This window comes from Paenibacillus sp. FSL R5-0908 (genome assembly GCF_038006245.1).
Taxonomy (GTDB): Bacteria; Bacillota; Bacilli; order Paenibacillales; family Paenibacillaceae; genus Paenibacillus_AQ; species Paenibacillus_AQ odorifer.
Window position 1 is genome coordinate 4,601,897 of sequence record NZ_JBBOUV010000001.1, and the last position, 21,866, is coordinate 4,623,762.

18 protein-coding genes are annotated in these 21,866 nt (G+C 45.1%); 1 reads left to right on the top strand and 17 read right to left on the bottom strand.

Going from position 1 to position 21,866, the window contains the following annotated elements; all coding sequences use genetic code 11:
* Positions 1-144 precede the first annotated feature (144 nt).
* On the top strand, positions 145-2,109 hold the full coding sequence (locus MKZ09_RS20930; RefSeq protein WP_076201739.1) for an AraC family transcriptional regulator: 1,965 nt from the start codon (positions 145-147) through the stop codon (positions 2,107-2,109).
* 89 nt (positions 2,110-2,198) lie between these two features.
* Here MKZ09_RS20930 and MKZ09_RS20935 read toward each other — a convergent pair whose 3' ends face one another.
* The 17 genes from MKZ09_RS20935 to rbfA all read right to left on the bottom strand — a co-directional run bounded on the left by MKZ09_RS20935 (position 2,199) and on the right by rbfA (position 21,856).
* A complete protein-coding gene (locus MKZ09_RS20935; protein ID WP_076201737.1) occupies positions 2,199-4,859 on the bottom strand; it encodes an FtsK/SpoIIIE family DNA translocase in 2,661 nt (886 codons plus the stop codon).
* 78 nt (positions 4,860-4,937) lie between these two features.
* Positions 4,938-5,150 carry a YlzJ-like family protein gene (locus tag MKZ09_RS20940; RefSeq protein WP_076136429.1) on the bottom strand — a complete coding sequence of 71 codons (213 nt, stop codon included), beginning with the start codon at positions 5,148-5,150 and terminating at the stop codon, positions 4,938-4,940.
* Positions 5,147-5,914 (bottom strand): ClpP family protease, encoded by a 768-nt coding sequence (locus tag MKZ09_RS20945; RefSeq protein ID WP_076136428.1) that lies wholly within the window; start codon positions 5,912-5,914, stop codon positions 5,147-5,149. The genes MKZ09_RS20940 and MKZ09_RS20945 overlap by 4 nt, the downstream gene beginning before the upstream one ends.
* Before the next feature lie 203 nt (positions 5,915-6,117).
* Positions 6,118-7,797, bottom strand: coding sequence for a ribonuclease J (locus MKZ09_RS20950; RefSeq protein WP_076127859.1), 1,680 nt, complete (start codon positions 7,795-7,797; stop codon positions 6,118-6,120).
* A 510-nt stretch (positions 7,798-8,307) separates the two neighbouring features.
* Positions 8,308-9,183, bottom strand: coding sequence for a 4-hydroxy-tetrahydrodipicolinate synthase (dapA, locus tag MKZ09_RS20955; protein WP_076201735.1), 876 nt, complete (start codon positions 9,181-9,183; stop codon positions 8,308-8,310).
* 16 nt (positions 9,184-9,199) lie between these two features.
* Positions 9,200-10,423 carry an aspartate kinase gene (gene dapG, locus MKZ09_RS20960; protein ID WP_036688442.1) on the bottom strand — a complete coding sequence of 408 codons (1,224 nt, stop codon included), beginning with the start codon at positions 10,421-10,423 and terminating at the stop codon, positions 9,200-9,202.
* A 260-nt stretch (positions 10,424-10,683) separates the two neighbouring features.
* Positions 10,684-11,280 carry a dipicolinate synthase subunit B gene (locus tag MKZ09_RS20965; RefSeq protein WP_036688443.1) on the bottom strand — a complete coding sequence of 199 codons (597 nt, stop codon included), beginning with the start codon at positions 11,278-11,280 and terminating at the stop codon, positions 10,684-10,686.
* Between the two features lies 1 nt (position 11,281).
* A complete protein-coding gene (dpsA, locus tag MKZ09_RS20970) occupies positions 11,282-12,178 on the bottom strand; it encodes a dipicolinate synthase subunit DpsA (protein WP_076136425.1) in 897 nt (298 codons plus the stop codon).
* 585 nt (positions 12,179-12,763) lie between these two features.
* Entirely contained in the window at positions 12,764-13,210 is a 447-nt protein-coding gene (dut, locus tag MKZ09_RS20975) for a dUTP diphosphatase (RefSeq protein WP_172628834.1), read from the bottom strand.
* Positions 13,185-14,453: a M16 family metallopeptidase gene (locus MKZ09_RS20980; RefSeq protein WP_076201732.1), complete on the bottom strand. Its 1,269-nt coding sequence runs from the start codon at positions 14,451-14,453 to the stop codon at positions 13,185-13,187. Before MKZ09_RS20980 ends, dut begins: the two co-directional genes overlap by 26 nt.
* 78 nt (positions 14,454-14,531) lie before the next feature.
* Positions 14,532-15,515, bottom strand: a complete 984-nt coding sequence (locus MKZ09_RS20985) for a polysaccharide deacetylase family protein (protein WP_076201729.1) — start codon at positions 15,513-15,515, stop codon at positions 14,532-14,534.
* A gap of 233 nt (positions 15,516-15,748) precedes the next feature.
* The gene (pnp, locus tag MKZ09_RS20990) at positions 15,749-17,851 is read right to left on the bottom strand and encodes a polyribonucleotide nucleotidyltransferase (RefSeq protein WP_076136420.1); all 2,103 of its coding nucleotides are present in this window, start codon (positions 17,849-17,851) and stop codon (positions 15,749-15,751) included.
* Between the two features lie 293 nt (positions 17,852-18,144).
* Positions 18,145-18,414: a 30S ribosomal protein S15 gene (gene rpsO / locus MKZ09_RS20995; RefSeq protein WP_036656390.1), complete on the bottom strand. Its 270-nt coding sequence runs from the start codon at positions 18,412-18,414 to the stop codon at positions 18,145-18,147.
* 148 nt (positions 18,415-18,562) lie between these two features.
* Positions 18,563-19,510 (bottom strand): bifunctional riboflavin kinase/FAD synthetase, encoded by a 948-nt coding sequence (locus MKZ09_RS21000; RefSeq protein ID WP_076201726.1) that lies wholly within the window; start codon positions 19,508-19,510, stop codon positions 18,563-18,565.
* A 37-nt stretch (positions 19,511-19,547) separates the two neighbouring features.
* Complete coding sequence (gene truB, locus MKZ09_RS21005) at positions 19,548-20,462, bottom strand: tRNA pseudouridine(55) synthase TruB (protein ID WP_076136419.1); 915 nt, start codon at positions 20,460-20,462, stop codon at positions 19,548-19,550.
* Complete coding sequence (locus MKZ09_RS21010; RefSeq protein ID WP_076201724.1) at positions 20,459-21,436, bottom strand: DHH family phosphoesterase; 978 nt, start codon at positions 21,434-21,436, stop codon at positions 20,459-20,461. The genes truB and MKZ09_RS21010 overlap by 4 nt, the downstream gene beginning before the upstream one ends.
* A 72-nt stretch (positions 21,437-21,508) precedes the next feature.
* On the bottom strand, positions 21,509-21,856 hold the full coding sequence (gene rbfA / locus MKZ09_RS21015) for a 30S ribosome-binding factor RbfA (protein ID WP_076136417.1): 348 nt from the start codon (positions 21,854-21,856) through the stop codon (positions 21,509-21,511).
* Between the last annotated feature and the right edge of the window lie 10 nt (positions 21,857-21,866).

Genomic DNA, 21,866 nt, shown 5'->3' on the forward strand with positions numbered 1-21,866 from the left:
GTTCTGCATGGATGGCTAAAGTTATTATGACGACTGTCAGGACATCCTATGCATTACTAAAAAAGAAGTAATAGCATTTCATTGTAATTGAGAATAATTATCAACTATAATCGAAATAAGAAAACGTTGGAGTTGATATTAATCATGAATTTAAAGGACCACATTTTATTGTGGAACCACGCACTAATAGAAATTATTGATATACGCCATACTTTTCAACGATCAGGTGATCTGAATTCACATTATCAGCTGCCCTCAAGCGCATTCTTGTTGATCATAAACGGCAAGGCCGAAATACTGATTGACGAGGTCCCACACGAGATCGGCAACTTTCATATCCTTCATGGTGGAAAAGGAATGAACATTCAATTTTTACGCACGGAGGAATTACTGGAGTATTACTTAATTTTATATAAAGCAAACCTTTCACTCGCCTCACGCAACAATCTAAAGACAATTATGGAACACAATAATCCCTTTAATCTCCAATATGGATTTACACCTACTAGTCCACTGCCCTTATTTGATAAGATGGAGAACATGTTTACTGATTGGGGCAAAGCAGGTCTTTTGGATCGGCTGCATGTTAAAACACTGTTTTATCAATGGATTTATGAGATGCTTAGGCAGCTGTATACGCTGGAAACACAGTTAATCCAACCTGATCCGCTAGATCAAGCCATTCGCTATATGCAGGCTTATTATAAGGAAACCTTCTCTCTTGAAAAGTTAGCTAAAGCGGTAAACAGCAGCCCTAGAACATTATCCAGATTATTCAGAACAAGGCTGCAGACTAGCCCTGCTCAGTACTTAATCAGCATCCGCATGGAAAAATCGAAAATACTGCTCCTGAACACAGAGGCGAGCTTGCATGACATCGCAATTGCAGTAGGTTATCCTGATGGCTATTATCTAGGAAAAATGTTTAAAAAATATTACGGAATCTCCCCTGTCCGATACAAAAATAAATTGATCACCCAACCTAGCTGGCGTGATATGCCATCCCAAGGTGCACAAATTGACATTGCCCGAACACAACCTCTCCGTTATATTGATTATGATAATCATTATCAATATAACGGAGAAGGGGAATTACCAATGTTTAGAAATGCCAAACCATCATTACTGCTCACCCTTTTATTATGCTTTACCATAGTGTTAAGCGCTTGTTCCACAGGAACCACAAATTTAAATGCGTCAAGCAACGGGACACCAACCCCCTCAGCAGAAACAAGTACAGGGGCAAATACAGACAAAGCTGCTGTCGAAGCACAAACCCGGATAATTTCCACAGTTAAAGGAGACATTGCCGTTCCCACTAGTCCACAAAGAGTCGTAGTTCTTTATTTGCTCGGTGATGTACTGGCTCTAGGCATTAAACCTATAGGCGTATCCGATGTATCCGAGGGTGCTGCTTTTGAAGATGAGCTAAAAGATGTGCAAAAGCTTGGTACCTGGTTTGAGGCTAGCCCTGAAGCAATCCTTGCTCTAAATCCCGATCTTATCATCGTGCCATCAGAGGAAACTTATGAAGCCCTCCACCAAATTGCACCAACAGTGTTAGTTCCGTATGAAAGAATGTCAACAGAAGAACGGGTGTCCTTTATTGGACAAGTCGTAGGCAAAGAAGATCAAGCAGAAGAATTATTTACTGATTTCCATAAAAAAGTTGAAGACAGCAAACAAAAGCTGCAAGAAGCTGGTATTCTGGATCACACAATATCCATCATGGAAGGTGGAAAAGACAATAGTATGGCTGTTGTGGCGAGCAAACAATTCGGACGTGGTTCGCAAATCATTTATGAATATTTAGGCATGAAGGCGCCGGAGATCATCCAACAGAAAATAGATACGACAACAGGTGCGGATGGGGAATCCGTATCCTTTGAAGTCCTTAGCAAATACAGCGGTGATTATATCTTCCGGTCCTCTTATGATGGTATGGCTGATCTGACCCAAAACCCAATTTGGAACAATATCCCTGCCGTAAAAGAAGGCCGTTTGATGGAAATTGATTTTGGATTAGGATATTACAGTGATATCTATTCTCTAAATGTGCAACTGGATTATATTGTTGAAGCTTTGCTTGCTGCGCCAAGGGTCAAATAAGTACTCAACATACAAAAAAAGAGATGGTCCACTTCTAAAGTGGCCATCTCTTTTACTGTCTATAGAAGGTTTCGACAGGCTTGTCCAGCTTACGAGCTGATCTTGTTATGCTGATATTGCTCAAGTGACACTAGTACCTCACGCGGCTTGCTGCCCTCGTAAGGACCGATGACCCCACGAGCCTCCATAGAGTCAATCAACCGGGCTGCACGGGTATAACCGACCCGCATGCGACGCTGTAGCAGCGACACTGAAGCCTGCTTAGCCTCCAGCACAATTTGTACGGCCTGCTCGTATAATTCATCCTGTGGCTCCTGATCCTCAGTGATTGTATCATCCACTTCAGGAACGATGGACTCATCGTATTCGGCTTCACCTTGACTGCTGACATATTGAACGATAGTCTCTACTTCTTGGTCGCTCATAAAAGCTCCCTGTACACGAATAGGTTTAGATGCGCCCATTGGCAAGAACAACATATCACCTCGGCCTAACAGCTTCTCTGCACCGGGCATATCCAAAATGGTACGTGAATCCACATTGGACGATACGCCAAAAGCGATCCGGGATGGAATATTAGCTTTAATTAAACCTGTGATGACATCTACTGAAGGTCGTTGTGTAGCGATAATTAAATGAATTCCAGCCGCCCGCGCCATTTGTGCAAGTCGGCAAATTGCATCCTCAACATCATTGGCAGCAACCATCATCAAATCCGCAAGCTCGTCCACAATAACAACGATATACGGGAGAATTGCCGCTGGATTCTCAGCCATTAGCTTATTATAACCTTCCATATTCCGTGTTCCCGATTTGGAGAATAGCTCGTAACGCTTCTCCATTTCCACAACAATCTTCTTCAAAGCAAGACTTGCCCGCTTGGGATCTGTTACAACCGGAGCCAGAAGATGGGGAATTCCATTATACACATTCAGCTCTACCATCTTTGGATCGACCATGAGGAATTTGACTTCATCAGGTTTTGCTTTGTATAAGATGCTTGTAATAATCCCGTTGATGCAGACAGATTTACCGGAGCCCGTTGCACCGGCCACCAATAAATGGGGCATCTTAGCCAGATTGCCAATAATGGTCTGGCCGGAAATATCACGGCCAAAAGCAATCGATAATCTGGATTCAGCCTCCTGAAAAATCTGTGTTTCCATAACTTCGCGCATGGTAACAATAGACACCTCAGAGTTCGGAACTTCTATCCCAATCGCAGATTTACCCGGAATCGGTGCTTCCATCCGAATGTCTTTGGCTGCAAGTGCAAGGGCAATGTCATCCGTCAGATTTACAATACGGCTAACCTTAACCCCAATATCCGGTTGTATCTCATACCTCGTAACCGCTGGGCCTCTTACTACCTCCAGCACCTTAGCCCGTACCCCAAAGCTTTCAAGTGTTGCTTCTAACTTACGGGCTGTCTGCATATAATCATTCTGATCTCCAGCTTTGCCACCATTGTTAGGTTTGGCTAGAAGACGGAACGATGGCAGCTTATATGGCTTCGGTGGCGGTGGTGCTGGAGGAGCGGGAATAATCTCTCCATCTGGAGAAGCACCTAGCAGGCCTTCCAAGTCTATGCTTACATTCTCCTCAGACTCATCCGTAGGCTGTTGCTTAACAGCATTAGGTCCGGCTACAGCAGGTTTAGCTGCTTCACCACGAGCAGTGGGTGAGAATTCACTCCACTCTTCCCGATCTTCTTCGTTTAACCCTTCTGAACGGATATGTTCAAAGAAGTCACGAATAATAGGCGTCACAGGTTCAATATCCAGATCCGCATCATCAAAATCATGATCGATATCGTCTAATGGAATTACACGACTATCTGGAGTTAATCCCGAAATAATCGGACCGGTTGAAACACTTGTCACAATTGGACCCTGATCGTCATCCTCAGGATCTGCTTCCACCTGTGAACGCGTGGAGCCTGAGAACCAGCCAGATATTTTTTTCAAAAGGACAGGTTGTTTGCGATTAGGCAAATACCGATCGTCTTCGTCTTCTTCATCCTCGTCATCATAGACAGGCTGCTTCACCTGCCGAGCTTTAGCTGGAGCAGCGGCTCTAGAAGGTCTGGCCGCTACCGGAACCGCCTTCGGACGGTTTGCAGCATGGAGACGGATCCCCTCCACAAACTTAACCAAGCGCACTCGCAAAAGCGTAAAAATCTCCACATAGGACAAGTTGGTAATTAGCATAAAGCTGATCGCCAGCATGACGATCATAAGCAGCTTAGCGCCCAGACTACCAAAAAGCCATAACAACGCTGCATACTCCAACCCGCCGATGTACCCTCCGCTTATATCCTTCCCCAGCATATAGACATTGCTGTCGTTCGAGCCAGGTGAAAGTGATCCCGAAAGATCATTATGTATTTGTGTCATTACATTGCCGGGATGTAATAAAGACAACGGGCCAAGCTTCTGCTCCATTGCAGATATTGTGCTCATAAGGCACATAGACAATAGAAGCAGAAGCACGCCAGTATGCCTGCTGTTCCACGAGGAAGGCCATCTTCGATGGATCATCACCATAAGTCCATAAAAAATGCCGACAAGCGGCAACACAAAATAAAATCTCCCTAATAAGTAACCCGCCATACTTGAAAGTGAGCGCCCTACGGCTGCTTCACCAGACAGTGCAATGACGGAAATAGTTATTAATAAAATTCCATATATTTCATATTTTAAAACGCTGCCGAGCAGCGCTTTTTTCTTCTTCTTTTTTCGTTTAGCCACGCCAGCCACCCCCGGAACAACATTATACCATATAATGGCGTGGCGTACCTATGTTCTCTTTTGTCAGAAAATGAATCTTTATGTTAATGTAATTATCGAACCTGGAGAGAACGCCGGATCTAGATAACGGTTCAGTGGACAATCCAATAATCTCACGATCCGCGCACGCCCCTCCTCCATCGGTTCAACCTGCATCAGCATGCCCTGCACACTCACTTCTAGGGTTGCAGCATAATTGTTAAATGCCCCCTCCCACACCTGATCCATTGCAACTACTGTGTACAGTGTCATTGCGTAATCCCTCCTGGAGTCGATGCTGAGAAATCCCCGCCAATCATCCGGTTGAGATGTGCTAGAGCAGCTCCGATCCCGCCGACCTCATCCATCAGACCATATTTAACGGCATCCAAGCCCCCCACGGCCGTCCCGATATCACGATTGAGCTCACCTGTCTTAAACATGAGATCACGGAACTGTTCTTCAGAAATACGCGAATGGGAAGTCACAAATTTAACGACACGTTCCTGCATTTTCTCCATATACTCGAACGTTTGCGGCACTCCGATCACTAAACCATTCATTCGAATCGGATGAATCGTCATCGTTGCACTTTCAGCAATAATCGAATAAGTGGAGGAAACTGCAATCGGCACCCCGATGCTGTGCCCGCCTCCAATGACTACGGTTACTGTTGGCTTTGAGAGAGATGCAATCATTTCCGCAATTGCTAATCCCGCTTCTACATCTCCACCTACCGTATTTAAAATGATAAGCAGGCCTTTGATGTTTTTATTCTGCTCAGCTGCCACCAGCTGCGGAATGATATGCTCATACTTTGTTGTTTTGTTCTGTGGAGGCATAACAATATGTCCTTCAATCTGACCAATAATCGTTAAGCAAAAAATATCAGGCTCTCCACTTGGGACTACTGTTTGTCCAAGCTCCTTAATCGCTCCCATTGTAGTGGGCGGCATATTTTCATTAGGGTTCGGATTAGTTTCTCCTGGGACAACTTCCTCATTTTTTGCTCCATTTGATCCTTCGATGTAGTTCATCTTCGCAGCTCTCCCTTGTTATATGCAGCTCTAGTCTGCTGTTGCCTTACTAACAATCCTTAGTATGACATTTCAGGGTGCTGCATTATGCAATTTTCAGCTTTTGAACATACAAAAACCCCTTCTCCCGTGGAAACCGTCCAATATTTCCGGGGAAAAGGGGCTCAGCCCTAGCTATATATTCATTGAAGGAGAAACTCTCCTTACACTTCCATGATAATTGGCAAAATCATCGGTCTGCGGCGCGTTTGTTCATATAAGAAACGGCCCAGCGAATCTTTTACACTTGTTTTAAGGGAAGCCCACTCATTTACTTTTTCACTCATCAGGCGTTGCAATGTACTGGATACAATTCGGTTAGCTTCGTCGAGCAGCCCTTCGGACTCCCGAACATAAACGAAACCACGCGAAATGATGTCAGGTCCAGAAACAATTGCACCATTCTGCTTGCTAAGTGTAACCACGACAACCAAGATACCATCTTGAGACAGCAACTTACGGTCACGCAATACAATGTTACCAACATCGCCTACACCTAGTCCGTCAATCAATACGTTACCAGCTGTTACTTTACCAGCCTTACGAGCGGCACCGCCTTGGATTTCAACAATTTCACCGATTTCAGTGATGAAAATGTTCTGTGGTTCTACGCCAACGGATTCAGCCAGCAAAGCATGTTTGCGCTGCATGCGGTATTCACCGTGGATCGGAATGAAGAATTTCGGTTTCATCAGGTTAAGCATCAGCTTAAGTTCTTCTTGACTACCGTGACCGGATACGTGAACGCCGGAGTTGGAACCGCTGTAAATCACATTAGCGCCAAGACGGAACAATTCATCGATAGTACGGCCTACATACTTCTCATTACCTGGTACAGGTGTTGCCGCAATAATAACGGTATCGCCTGGCAGGATATCTACTTTACGATGACTAGAACGTGCCATACGTGTCAATGCAGACATTGGCTCGCCTTGGCTGCCTGTGCAAAGAACAACTACACGATTTGCTGCCATTCTATTCATTTCTTCCGGTTCGATCAGCATTCCGTCAGGTACGTTCAAATATCCAAGCTCTGAAGCGATGGATACAACGTTGACCATACTACGGCCAATTACTGTAATCTTACGACCCGTAGATTCTGCTGCATTAACCACTTGTTGAATACGATGCACATTGGAAGCAAAAGTTGCTACAACGACACGTTGCTCAGCCTTGCGGAAAATATCTTCCAGCACAATACCGACATTCTTCTCAGATGGGGTAAAGCCTGGTTTCTCAGCATTTGTACTATCCGACAAAAGAGCAAGTACGCCCTTTTGGCCAATCTCTGCCATCCGATGCAGATTTGCAAATTGACCGTTGACTGGGGTGTGGTCAAATTTGAAATCGCCCGTATGAACAACATTTCCTTCCGGAGTCTCAATGCATACACCCACGGAATCAGGAATACTGTGGTTGGTTCTAAAGAAAGTTACTTTAAGTGAGTTCCCCAATTGAATTTCTGAATCTTCGTTGATCAGAATCCGTTTGGTGTCACCCAGCAGGTTCGCTTCCTTCAATTTGTTCTCTACAAGACCTAAAGTTAATCTTGTTCCATAGACTGGAACATTCAAATTCTTCAGGACATAAGGCAGACCACCGATGTGATCCTCGTGTCCGTGAGTAAGCACAATACCTCTTACCTTGTCACGGTTCTCTGTCAAATACGAGATATCAGGAATTACGATGTCAATACCGAGCATATCCTCTTCCGGAAACTTGAGTCCCGAATCCACGACTACAATGTCAGCTCCGTATTGAATAACATACATGTTTTTCCCGATTTCTCCGACTCCGCCCAATGCGAAAATCGTCAATTTATCGTTGTTGTTTTTTTTGGACAAATGAATCTAACCCTCCTATGATGTTGGACGTCATACTTTTATTGGTAAATATCGAACTTCGATTATTTCAGCGGCGCTGAACACATTTCTTTCAAACAGCCAATAACTTCCAATCGACGAGGAAATTCCTGAAATCTGTAAAATGCGCAATGCGAAAGCTCCCGATTCCGGGCAGTAAAGTTCATATTGAAGCGGACAAACGCCGTCAAAATTCACCGTCGCGCCCCTCGCGCGAAGACATGTCATTTATTTAAACAGACTCATCTTGGGACCTATCCTGTCTCACAATGTATTACATTGACGGAAGATTACCGCATATTTAATTTTAACCGCACCCAGTCACTTAAGATCATTATACATGATTTTTTTGGCAAAAGACAAGTCATCCGCCTCGTATCCAAATTCTTTCCTTAAATTCACCTCAATATTTCAGAAAAAAAATATAAATGCAAAAACCGGCTCCCCCAATAGAGTAGCCGGTTTAGAACGTACATCAGCAATGATTAATTCTTAGTGAAATAGTGCCTCAATAAAAGCCGCTTCCGCTTCGGTTGGCGAAATAAGCGGCAATCTGACTCCACCCACAGGGATCCCCTTGAGTCCTAAAGCATATTTTACAGCTGAAGGATTGGGCAGCGGTTGTGGGCATTCAAACATTCCTTTAAAAATTGGAAACAGCTGGCGATGAATCTCTCCAGCAAGCTGAACATTGCCGGAGGTATAAGCGTAAATCATTTCTGACATCTGCGCACCAACCACATGACTAGATACACTTATAATTCCATATCCACCAACAGCCAGACTGGCAAGACCTGAAGCATCATCACCCGTATATACACGGAAATCATCTGAACAAGCAGAGGCAATAAGTGTTACCTGATCTACAGACGCGCATTCTTTCGTAGCAACGATGTTCGGAATCTCAGCAAGTCGCAGGGTAGTGGCCACGCTCATACTTACACCTGTTCGACCTGGAACATTATATAGAATCACTGGTAATGAAGTCTCTGAAGCAATCGTGGAAAAATGCTGATAAAGACCTTCCTGATTCGGTTTATTATAATAAGGAACGACCAAAAGCACTCCATCTACGCCTATTTTCTCCGCTTCCTTCGTCAGATGAATGGAATGCTTCGTGTTATTGCTGCCAGTTCCAGCAATAACTTTACAACGTCCGTTCGCCTTTTCCAGCACAAAAGAAAACAGCTGCAGCTTTTCCTCATCGCTTAACGTAGGCGATTCCCCTGTCGTTCCGCAGACAACTAAAGCCTCTGATTTCTGTACCTCAATCAAATAATCGACAAGCTGTGAAGTTACATCCCAGTTGATTTCTCCATCCCCATCAAAAGGGGTTACCATGGCTGTTATTAATCTTCCGAAATCCACTTTGAATTCCTCCTTGTCAGCGGTGCAATTCAAACATAGCATGCAGCGAACGCAGGGACTGCACCATATCTTCTTTTTTCACAAGCACCCATATCGTTGTATTCGAATCCGCGGATTGTAGAATTTGAATGTTTTGTGAGCTAAGCGCCTCAACGATGCGCGCCATAATACCAGGCACACCATTAATTCCGCCCCCGATAACAGAAACTTTGGCACAACCCGATAAACTCTTAGGTCGTAAACCCAGCTGCTGTAGAGCAGAAATGGCCTTCTCTGATTTGTCATCAAAAACCGTATAAAGGGCTTCCGTGGGTGTTACATTAATAAAATCAACGCTTATCCCGTTATCTGCCATACTCTTAAAGATTTGCAGTTGCACTCCGGTTCCGTTACCGTCCGGGCATTCCACAGAAATCTGTGTAACGTTGCTGACATAAGCAATCCCTGTAACGAATCGATCCACGATACCCCCTGCTTGGATATCGTTAAATCCTTCTGGATTCGTAACTAACGTACCTTCAGCTTCTGAAAAGGTTGAACGAACACGAACTGGGATCTGTGCCTGCATAGCAATCTCAACCGCACGTGGATGAATAACTTTTGCTCCCTGGTGAGCCATATTGCATATTTCAGTATAACTAACGTAAGTTAATGGCTTAGCATCTTCAACGATCCGTGGATCTGCTGTAAGAATCCCGTTAACATCCGTATAAATATCCACCATATCAGCATGAAGAGCAGCACCCAGTGCTGTAGCAGAGGTATCACTGCCGCCACGGCCTAAAGTTGTCAAATCACCCGCTTCAGTCTGGCCCTGGAACCCGGTAACAATAACTACCTTATCTTCACGCAGCTCACGGAGAATACGTTCCGGACGTACATCCAGAATTCTGGCATTACCGTAGTTGCTGTCTGTCAGAAATCCTGCCTGAGCTCCCGTTAATACTGTAGAAGCGATGCCTTCATTCTCCAGCAGCCCACATAGAGTAGTAGCTGAAATAATTTCACCACAGCACATCAAGAGATCTTTTTCCCGGTCTGGAAGTGCATCTCCGTTCTGCACGGCCCAATCCAGCAAAGTGTCAGTTGCGTAAGGCTCTCCGCGACGGCCCATAGCGGATACAACAATTACAAGACTATAGCCACTTGCCAGCTCCCTTTTGACATTACGGATTACGTGTTCTCTAGCTTGCGGTGTGGATAGCGATGTTCCTCCGAATTTTTGTACCAGAATACCCATGTATAATTCCCCCATTATTATCAAAGCAAACACACTAATCATTCGTGAAAAGATTACGGTACGTGAGCTTATTCGTTAAGTAAGTTGGTAAATGGCTGTACCGCCCTCTAACCTGAGGACGGTAGCAATACTGCTTATATTTTTTTGATAGCAATGAACTTAGCTGGTTCCACTACGTTATCTTGGCACTTCTCATTGCTCATTTGGTGCATCTCCCCTTTTATTCTCCACAACAAAATCAGCCGAGCTCTGTTAATTTTCTAAGCTGAATGAAACCGTTCGATGATCATCGGCTGTAGTTGTTTACCTTGCAAAGCGGCATAGCAAGCTTCCGGGATAAGATCCATGCGTGCCACGAGCGAGTTAGGTTTACCCTCAGGGTTATCTTGACCGAATGGTACAAAATAAATATGTTTAGCCACCAGAAGCTTAGCAATATTTGCGGCATTTAGGCCCAATCCATCATTTGTAGATATCGCTAGAACTAGTGGACGTCCGTTGCGCATCTGCGATTTAGCTGCCATTAGCACGGGACTATCCGTCATGGCATTAGCCAGTTTACTCGTTGTATTTCCTGTGCAAGGTGCTATTGTCAGCACATCCAGCAGCTTGGAAGGACCCAGCGGCTCCGCTTCAACAATTGTAGAAATGATATCATTCCCTGTTATATCTTTCAACTGTTTTAACCAATTTTGCGATGTCCCAAAGCGGGTGTCTGTTCCTAATACAGATGCAGAAACTATAGGTACTACGTTTGCTCCCCCGTCTACGAAGCGCTGAATTTGTGGCATTACCTCAGCAAAAGTGCAATGAGATCCAGTGATCGCATACCCTACTGTTTTTCCGTGCCAATCCATTTTATTCGTCCCCCTTGATTAAAGCCTCGTCCGAAATCGACTGTACCAGCGCATTTGCCATAATAATCCCAGCGCTTTTTGGAGCTACAATGCCAGGGAGTCCTGGAGCCAGCATCGCCTTAATCCCACGTTTCTCAGCATAACGAAAGTCACAGCCGCCTGGTGCAGATGCCAGATCAATAATTACGCAATGCGGCGCAAGCCGCGAGAGCACCTGCGCGGTGATGATCATACTTGGTATCGTGTTAAATATAAGATCCACATCCGGTACGTGAAGCAGCAGCTCATTGGTCATAAAAGGCTTCCAGCCCATTTCCTCAGCACGTGCATAATGTTCTTGTTTTCTGACACCAACCTTTACACTAGCCCCCAGCCCCTGTAGACTTCGAGCCATTGTAAATCCAGTTCTACCTAAACCAAGCACCATTGACTTCGAGCTGTGAATCGTAAAATCCGTGTTCTGAATGGCCATTACCAGCGCTCCCTCCGCTGTCGGGATAGAGTTATAAATAGCCACATCATCACGATTAAGCAGTTCGACTAACTTCAGTGAGTGCTTGGTACACATCCCGCGCAAGTAACTTTTAGCCATACCGGTATAGACCAAACAATCGGATGGCAGCGCAGTGAAATGCTCCTCCAGAATCGTTAAACGCTCAGAAGAAAATAGAGCACTAATATTTCCTTCATCATCACAGCCTACCGTAGGCAACACTAATACATCAGCATTACTCAGCAGCTCTACCGTCAATTGTTCCAGGCTCACCCCTGGGCTAGGGGTCTCCCACTTATCGAACCCGGCAGCGCTTACCGTCGCATCCAATTCCACACATTTCCGAATCACTTCAAGCTGTCTCGCGTCCCCGCCCAGGAACACGATCCTGACGCCAGTAAGCATAGGGATGACGCTCCTTTCAACATACACTATCGACTATAAAGCATCTTATGCTGGGCATTGTTAATGGGTGAAGAGCGGAAATGAAATCCCCGGTACGCATGGCTGATGAGCAGATGACTGATGAACTAATGGCTTAAGGCTTGCGGCTGATGAGTTACGGACCGAGATGCAACTATTTGTGTATTTTTTGCCTTTTAGGCGGAGTTTCGGACTGGGGAGCTCTTATTCGATATAAACAGGTTCGATATCAGGTGTTTTTGATCAAATAGTGACACTGGGGTCCGAAAACAGCCGAATTAAGCAGCATTGATATAAATAAGAGCGCTGGGGTCCGATAGGGGCTTCGTCTTTACTTTGACGGTAGGGTTAGAGTTGTGGCAGAGAGCCAATGAAAATGCTCAGTTTTTTCGATGGGGAAATCGGAGTTAGTCGGAGTAGCAGATAGCACTTTATAAAATGCTATCTGCTTAACAATCGAAGAAATTAAAATTTTGTTGGATAATTAACTCTGCATAACAAAAAAGCTCACGAATCATGCCTTGGGCATAAATTCGTAAGCTTTTTAAACGAATTGTATCAACAATCTTATTTGCCAGTATGGCCAAAGCCTCCGGCTCCGCGTTGAGTTTCGGACAACTCTTCCACTTCCACCAAATTAACCACTGGAACGGCTTGAAATACCATTTGGGCAATCCGCTCATTGCGAGCGATAGCAAAAGGCTCCTGCCCCAGATTGATCAAGAGCACTTTGATCTCTCCGCGGTAATCAGCGTCTATAGTTCCAGGTGTATTCAAGCAGGTAATCCCGTGCTTCAAGGCCAGTCCACTACGCGGACGGATCTGCGCTTCAAGCCCCTCTGGCATAGCCAGTGAGATCCCTGTTGGAATTAATGCCCGCTCTCCTGGTGCAAGTACAATTTCACCCGCAACGGCAGCATAAAGATCATAACCGGAAGCTTGCTCCGACATTTTACAAGGAAGATTTACATCCTCGTTTCCAGCAAGTTTATTGATTTGTACGTAATAAGACAAGATCATCTCTCCTAACATTTGCAATAGCTTTATCTGATGAGCCTACCATCGCTAAAGAAAGCGGCTGCGCGAACATATGGTCCAGTACACTGTTGATATTGTCCATCGTCACTAGCTGAATTTTGGCGATCATATCGTCCAATGTATTATGTCTTCCGAGCATAAGTTCATTTTTTCCGATACGGTTCATTCGGCTGCTAGTGCTTTCGAGACTAAGAATGAGGCTGCCTTTAAGCTGCTCCTTACCTTTTCTCAGCTCATCTTCACTGAGGCCGTTGGTAGCAAGTTCGTACATCATTTCCTTGATTAACTCCATGACATCCTTTGTTTGCTTGGGCGCTGTTCCAGCATACACCGTAAACAGACCAGAATCTGCCTGGGAGCTGTGATAGGAATACACCGAATAAGCTAATCCGCGCTTTTCACGAATTTCCTGGAACATGCGGGAGCTCATCCCTCCGCCTACGGCATTATTAATCAGCACCATAGCATACTGCAGGGGATCGCCAGAACGGACACCTAGTAAGGAAAGACAGATGTGATTCTGCTCTGTTTTCTTGCGGTGAAATAAGAGCTCTCCATAGTAATCTGGTGGAGTCAGCGGCGCACTTGTACCGTGATTATCAAAAGAACCAAAATGCTGTTCCAGCAGTTCAATCAATCCATCACTAATGTTGCCGGCAACGCTTATAACCGTATTCTCAATCGTGTATTGTTCCTTCATATACGCCCGAAGATCATCCGGCTTCATCTCCATTAACCGTTCCTTCAAGCCAAGGATGGAATACGCAAGCGGATGGTCCTTGTAGGCAGCAGCACACATCAAATCATGCACAAGATCATCCGGCGTGTCCTCGCACATGGAAATTTCCTCAAGGATGACATTCTTTTCTTTCTCCAGCTCTTCAGCATCCATACGTGAACGGAAGAACATATCCGCTAACACATCTACAGCGATGGGCAGATGCTCATCCAATACTTTAGCATAATAACATGTATATTCCTTTGAGGTAAACGCATTTACATTGCCGCCGATAGCGTCAAACTGCTCAGCAATATCCTTGGCGCTGTACCGATCCGTACCTTTAAAAAGCATATGTTCTACAAAATGGGATATCCCGTTGTTTCCAGGATGTTCATTCCGAGAGCCTGTCTTTACCCAGATTCCGAAAGAAACAGACCGACCGGTCGGGATTTTTTCCATTACCACTCGTAAACCATTGGATAACACTATTTTTTCCACTTCAAGTCCTCCTGGCAAATAGCCATGTTCTATCTAATTTAATTACACGTGCCTATAATCCTACCAGAAATACATCTCTCACTCAACATTAGAGGGGATTAGCCGCTCTGCTGAGAGCGTTTGACTAACTGTGCCTAGCTGTAACCCTTTTGCTTTGATTCCACGTATCATGGCCTTCAGAGCTTTGGAGGATGCGGCTGTGGGATGCATTAGAACTAAAGTGCCTGGTTCCGCTTTGCTTGTGATTTTGGCAACCACAGAATCAGGAGACGGATTACGCCAATCTACGGTATCCACGGTCCATAGTACGGTTTTGAGCCCTAAACTGCCTGCAATTTCTACTGTCTCCTGATCGAAATCACCAGAAGGGGGGGCGAACCATTTATTAGTGACTCCAAGCGATTCCTTTAACAGCTTTTGTGTCTTTTCAATTTCTACAGTAGCTCGTGCACGACTTAAAGTACTCATATTAGGGTGAGTATAAGCATGATTCTCCATCTCATGACCGCGTTTTAGCATTTCTTTAGCCAGCTCCGGGTTTTTACTCAGCCAGCTCCCATCCAGAAAAAACGTAACTTTAACGTTCTCTTCGTCCAAAATATCCAACATTGGCACAATGTACTCATTTCCCCACGCCACATTAATCATCAGCGATACCATCGGCTTAGCCGGATTCCCACGATATATGGGTTCAGCTCCCAGTTGATTCAGGGATATCTGTGGTTCGATCTGCCGATACACAAATTTTATAGGTTCTTTTGGTGCCAAAAGAGCATTCCGATATGTACTCTCTACATCAATTTCAAGCCCGTTATAACCCGGAATCGCCTTCCATACCCGATCAACCACAGCATTCACTGGAGGGGCATTTAGCTTGGCTGCGGCGGTCTCAATCTGTGTCCGAAGATCATTGTTCTCCGCCTTAGAAATATCCTTCCACACAGCTAGGTCATCCTGCGGCTTCAATTGCGCAAGCATGTCCTTTACCGGTCCCTGAGTGCTGCCAATTCCTATCACGATCGCAATACAAGCAACCACTAAAGCCACTTTTTCCGTCTTCATGACGACTTCCTCCCCGGTAGAAACGACTTGTAGTCCGTTCCACACGAATACAAAGACACTTTGTCCCAATCTATGAGACAAGAGAGGAATTTATGTCATAAGAACAGAGGCAAGAGGCGTGATAGTATTTGTCTATTTCCATTCATATAAAAAAAGAGCCAGAACGCAATCGCTTCTGTCTCCTTTTATTATGCTATTAGGTACCAAAGAAAAGGTACCTCTACAATCGAAACTTAAGCTTTAGCTCCAGTTTCCGAAGTCAATACCGCTTTACGCGACAGGTTAACCCGGCCTTGTTGGTCGATTTCGGTAACTTTAACGGTAATTGTATCCCCGACAGCTACAACATCTTCAACCTTAGCCACACGCTCAGTGGACAATTGGGAAATGTGTACCAATCCGTCTTTACCCGGAATAAGTTCAACAAATGCTCCGAATTTCTCAATCCGTCTAACTGTACCTACGTAGATTTCGCCGACTTGTACTTCACGCACAATGCCTTCGATGATCGAACGAGCTTTTTGGATCATTTCTTCATCCGAAGAGCCGATAAAGACACGTCCATCTTGTTCGATGTCGATTTTTACGCCGGTTTCTTCGATAATTTTGTTGATGATTTTACCGCCAGCACCAATAACATCACGGATTTTGTCCGGATTGATGTTGATGATAATAATTTTTGGAGCATATTTGGACAGGTTAGCTCTAGGCTCAGAGATAGCTTCCATCATTTTACCCAAGATGTGCATCCGGCCTTCCTTAGCCTGTTGTAGCGCTTCATGAAGAATTTGACGGCTAATACCATCGATCTTGATGTCCATTTGGATCGCAGTTACACCAGCTGCTGTACCTGCTACTTTAAAGTCCATATCGCCAAGATGATCTTCCATGCCTTGAATATCTGTCAAAATAGACACATGGTCGCCATCTTTGATCAGACCCATAGCCACACCTGCTACTGGCGCTTTGATCGGAACCCCAGCATCCATCATAGCCAGTGTACTTGCACAGATACTTGCTTGTGAAGTCGAACCGTTAGACTCAATCACCTCAGACACAAGACGAATAGTGTACGGGAATTCTGTTTCACTTGGGATAACCTTAGACAATGCGCGTTCACCCAATGCTCCGTGACCAATCTCACGACGACCTGGTGCTCTTAGCGGACGTGCTTCACCTACGCTGAACGGAGGAAAATTGTAATGGTGCATAAACCGTTTAGTTTCAGTTAGATCAATACCGTCAAGAATTTGTACATCGCCGAGTGCGCCAAGCGTACATACGCTAAGTGCTTGCGTTTGTCCACGAGTAAACAATCCAGATCCATGCGTACGTGGCAACAGGTTTGTATCACAATCGATCGGACGAATTTCATCCAGCTTACGACCATCCGGACGCACCTTGTCATGCGTAATCAGACGTCTAACTTCTTCCTTCACGATATCGTGTAATACTTCCTTAACATCCTTCAGAAGTTCTGGTGTTTCTATGTATTTCTCAGCGAAATACGTAACTGTCTCATTATTAACTTCATCAATAGCTTCTTGGCGAGCATGCTTCTCAGCAATCTTAACTGCATCTACCAAACGGGCTTGTGCAAATGCACGAACCTCAGTGTTCACTTCAGCATTAACTGCATGCAGCTTCACTGCCATTTTTTCTTTACCAGCGATTGCAACCAATTCTTCAATCGTAGCTACGATATTGCGGATTTCTGCATGCCCGAACATGATCGCTTCCAGCATAACTTCTTCCGGAACTTCATTAGCTTCCGCTTCAACCATCATAATAGCGTCCTTAGTACCAGCAACTGTCAGAAAAATATCACTTATAGCCTGCTGTGCAATATCAGGGTTAATGATAAATTCACCGTTGATCCGGCCTACATTCACGCCTCCGATAGGGCCGTCAAACGGCACATCAGAAATACTAAGTGCTGCCGAGGTACCAATCATAGCGGCAATTTCCGGTGTGCAATCTTGATCCACACTCATTACCAGATTAAGTACTTGTACATCATTACGGAATCCTTCCGGGAACAGCGGGCGAATTGGACGGTCAGTCAAACGGCTGGACAGAATTGCTTTTTCACTAGGTCTGCCTTCACGTTTAATGAAACCACCAGGAATTTTACCTACTGCATATAATCTTTCCTCGTAGTTGACTGTTAGTGGGAAAAAATCCAAATCCTTCGGCTCAGTTGAAGCTGTAACTGTACATAGCACCGCTGTATCTCCGTAACGAACCATAACGGCTGCGTTTGCTTGTTTAGCCAGGCGGCCCGTTTCCAGCACAAGGCGTCTTCCACCCAGCTGCATTTCTACACGTTTTTCCATAAATACCTCCTTGAATAGTAGTAGACCCGCAGTCTAAAATAGCAGGTTCACATATCGATCTAAATGAATCGGAAAGGCTTGTCCCAATGGGAGTCTGCCTATTCTGTATGCATATAAGAAGAAACGGCTGGGCCTTACTGAAAAGTAAAGTCGCCGTTTTTGCGAATAATCTCATCGATCCTAATATTTAGTTTTCCCTAAATTTTCAAAAAGCAACCCAGCTGTCCCGCTGTCGCTCCGAGAAGGACATACGGTATACAACCAGGCTGCTTTAAGAGTAATCTTATGGAAAATTAACGACGCAATCCCAGTCTTTCGATCAGGGCGCTGTAACGTCTGATGTCTTTGTTTTTCAAATACGCCAGAAGTTTACGACGTTGTCCAACCATTTTCAACAATCCACGACGGGAGTGATGATCTTTCTTGTGCGTACGCAAGTGGTCAGTCAAATTAACGATGTTCTCCGTTAGGATAGCAACTTGCACCTCAGGGGATCCAGTATCGGATTCGTGAGTTTTGTGCTCGTCGATCAATTGATGTTTACGTTCTTGAGTTAATGCCATCCTGTTCACCTCCTTCAATATAATCGCCACTAGCCTCGTCACCGTCGGTGAGAACGTGCAACCAAGCTAAGGTTATGATGCTGTAAGCCAGCAACGTTACTTAGTATAGCATCTCCATTAACAAAAGTAAACGGCTTGTCCGGGATGACTATAAATTATACTCCAGAATCTTCTTTGCGGTTTCTGCATCCTCGCCAATCTGAGTAATCAATGCCCCAATGGAGTCAAACTTCCGTTCTGGACGAATGTAAGATACCAATTCTACCTTAAGCTCTTGATCATACAGGTCACCCTCGAAGTCAAACAGATGAACCTCAAAGCTCGGAGTCAACACACCCTCATGAAAGGTTGGTTTAACACCCACGTTCATAACCCCGTACAGAACTTTATCCTTATAAAAGACTCGGACCGCATATACACCTTTGGTCGGAATGACAAAATGATCACTGAGCTTCAAATTGGCAGTTGGAAAACCAATTGTGCGGCCTCTCTTCTCACCATGCCCCACTTCACCACGCAGATGATAGCAACGTCCGAACCAGGAGTTTGCCAGTCCCAGATCTCCATTTTGGAGACTTTTGCGAATGCCGGAGCTGCTAACCTTTTCACCTTCAAGCAGAAAAGGAGGAGCAACTTCCACATTCATAACACCTTTACCCAGCTTGCGAAGCATCTCAACATCGCCTTCACCTTGGTAGCCAAAGCGAAAGTCAAAGCCAACAACTGCAGTTACAATATGTAGCGGCAAAAGCATAACAGAGACAAAATTCTGTGGACTAACCCGGGAAAGCTGCTCATTAAATTCAATAACATACAGGATATCTACACCCATGCTGGCAAGAATCTCTTGCTTTTCAAAGGGTGGCGTCAAGTACCCTTCATAATCCCCCTTACCCATAACATCTTTGGGATGAGGATGAAATGTAAGGACTGCAGCCGGCACACCTTGTTTACGGGCTAAGGCCACAGCGGATGTAATGACGCTGGCATGTCCACGATGCAGGCCGTCAAACTGCCCTAGAGCAGCCACTTGAGGTTGTGCCCATTCGGCAGCAGTCTCCGGCGACATCGGATAGGTTAACGTTACGGTTCTCACGCTGTTTCTCACCTACAATTCACTTGGTAAAATTGATTTAAGCTTGTGCAAACACTTTTACTGGGGCAATAGCACCTGTCTCTTCCAGCTCATAAATGCCAAGAAACAATCCCTGAAGATCGTATAGCCGAATTTGACCTGCTGTCTTCACTTCTGGAGCAATGAACCGCGAAGACAAACGTTGACCCTGCAGTGCTGCCTTCTTCTTCTCATCCATAACGGTATGCTTTGGCAAATGCGAGATTGCCTCATCTGCAGCGATTAAATGATCTTTCAATGTTCCGGCTTCCTTGTGCGCGGCAATATCCTCAAGGGATAAACAATGGCTGGCAGAAATTCCTGCCGACATTGTTCTCTCCAGCTTCACCATTACACCCGGCAGCCCAAGCGCACGACCGATATCAACACAAAGTGTACGAATATACGTGCCTTTGGAGCATAATACCCGGAAAGTGATGTCGGGATGATTACCTTCCCAAGTCATATCCGTCATTTCGATTTCATAAATCTCTACTTCACGACTTTTCCGTTCAACGGTTTTGCCTTCTCTAGCCAATTCATAAAGACGTTTGCCGTCTACTTTCACCGCAGAGTACATGGGAGGAACCTGAGAAATTACGCCTTTAAAAGAGGCAAGCACTGCAAGAATCTCTTCCTCAGTTACATGAACCTCATCTACAGTTTCCGTAATGGTTCCAGTTAAGTCTTCAGTATCACTGGACATCCCCAGTCTCAGTGTTGCCACATATTCTTTGGGCAGCTCCTGAATATACTCCACAACGCGAGTCGCACGTCCCAGACAAAGCGGCAATACACCCGTCACTTGGGGATCTAGTGTCCCCGTATGACCAATCCGTTTCATGCCGAGAATACGACGTGCCTTGGCTACAACATCATGTGAAGTGAAGCCTGCCGGTTTATAAACCGCCAGAACACCTTCTAATTCACTCATAAATGACGTCTTACCTCCTCAAGCACCTGAGCTATTGCCTCTTCAAACGTAGCTTCTATACGCGCACCTGCAGCACGGGTATGACCGCCGCCTCCAAACGTTTGCGCCAATGCAGCCACGTCTACTTTACCGGCAGAACGTAGGCTAACCTTGACCGCATGTTCGTGAATAACTTTAAAAAGAATGCCTACTTCCACGCCCCGAATATTACGAGGGTAGTTCACGATTCCTTCCAAATCTTCATTAGCAGCAGCACATTCGATCATATGCTCGGGTGTAACATATAGCCAGGCAATATCTCCTTCAGGAGATAATTCCAGCGTATTTAAGGCTTTATTTAATATTTTAACCTGTGGCAGCGTCATTTCTTCAAGCAAGGTCTCAGCGAGTTCAGGACCGTTAACTCCAAGGGATAATAGCTCAGATACAGCTGCCATTACTTTTGGTGATGTGTTGGTATAACGAAAACCACCGGTATCTGTTAACAGACCCGTATATATAGCTGTGGCGATATCAATATCCCATTCGATCTCGAATGTCTTCAGCAGGTCGAACAAAATTTCCGCTGTCGCAGCTGCATCCGGTTTGATTAAATTAACTAATCCATAACCGTTATTTGTTGGATGGTGATCAATATTCAGGATAAGAGCCTCATTCGCAAAATAGCGATTTGTCAGCCCTACTCGCTGAAAATCCGCACAATCCACACAGATGACGTTGCTGTATTGACGGGGCGGTTCACTAGAGGCCATATTGATGATTTCATCCGAATGCCATAGGTATTCCATTCGCTTCGGGATTGGTCCTTCATTCAGCATAGTGTATTTTTTGCCCAGACATGAGAGAAGCCAGCCCACCGCAAGGGTGGAGCTGACTGCATCTCCGTCCGGCTGAACATGCGACACTACAAGGTAATCGTCGTGTTCCAGCAGAAACTCACGGGTCTGCTGGAGACTTTGTTCATAGCTCTGCATTCGCCGTCTCCTTTTTAAAGGTTGTTCAAAATAGCATAACGCTATTTTGAACCCCACTTTAATCACTTATTTCTAATCGTTCTTATGAAGCTCTCCAAGAAGCTTCTCAATATGACTGCCATAAGCGACAGATTCGTCGATCTTGAAGATCAGCTCCGGTGTATGCCGAAGGCGAATGGCCTTGCCAAGCTCTGAGCGAAGAAAACCATTGGCTTTCTCAATCGCTTTAAGTGAGTCTGACTTCTGCTCTTCATCCCCGAACACGCTTAGGTATACCTTGGCTTGCGATAGATCGTTAGTCACGTCTACGCCAGTTACAGTTACAAAACCGATTCGAGGGTCTTTCAGACCGCTTTGGATAAGTTGACTAAGCTCTTTCTTGATCTGCTCGCCCACTCGTCCTGCTCTAATTTTAGACATCTATATTCAC

Coding starts and splice junctions, on each gene's coding strand:
- MKZ09_RS20940 (WP_076136429.1), bottom strand. CDS start 5,150: ATGACACTGTACACAGTAGTTGCAATGGATCAGGTGTGGGAGGGGGCA.
- rbfA (WP_076136417.1), bottom strand. CDS start 21,856: ATGTCTAAAATTAGAGCAGGACGAGTGGGCGAGCAGATCAAGAAAGAG.
- MKZ09_RS20965 (WP_036688443.1), bottom strand. CDS start 11,280: ATGGATTGGCACGGAAAAACAGTAGGGTATGCGATCACTGGATCTCAT.
- dpsA (WP_076136425.1), bottom strand. CDS start 12,178: ATGCTTACTGGCGTCAGGATCGTGTTCCTGGGCGGGGACGCGAGACAG.
- MKZ09_RS21010 (WP_076201724.1), bottom strand. CDS start 21,436: ATGCAGAGCTATGAACAAAGTCTCCAGCAGACCCGTGAGTTTCTGCTG.
- pnp (WP_076136420.1), bottom strand. CDS start 17,851: ATGGAAAAACGTGTAGAAATGCAGCTGGGTGGAAGACGCCTTGTGCTG.
- MKZ09_RS20945 (WP_076136428.1), bottom strand. CDS start 5,914: ATGAACTACATCGAAGGATCAAATGGAGCAAAAAATGAGGAAGTTGTC.
- truB (WP_076136419.1), bottom strand. CDS start 20,462: ATGAGTGAATTAGAAGGTGTTCTGGCGGTTTATAAACCGGCAGGCTTC.
- rpsO (WP_036656390.1), bottom strand. CDS start 18,414: ATGGCATTAACTCAAGAACGTAAACATCAATTGATCGACGAGCACAAA.
- dapG (WP_036688442.1), bottom strand. CDS start 10,423: ATGGGTATTCTGGTACAAAAATTCGGAGGAACATCGCTATCCACACCG.
- MKZ09_RS20985 (WP_076201729.1), bottom strand. CDS start 15,515: ATGAAGACGGAAAAAGTGGCTTTAGTGGTTGCTTGTATTGCGATCGTG.
- MKZ09_RS20930 (WP_076201739.1), top strand. CDS start 145: ATGAATTTAAAGGACCACATTTTATTGTGGAACCACGCACTAATAGAA.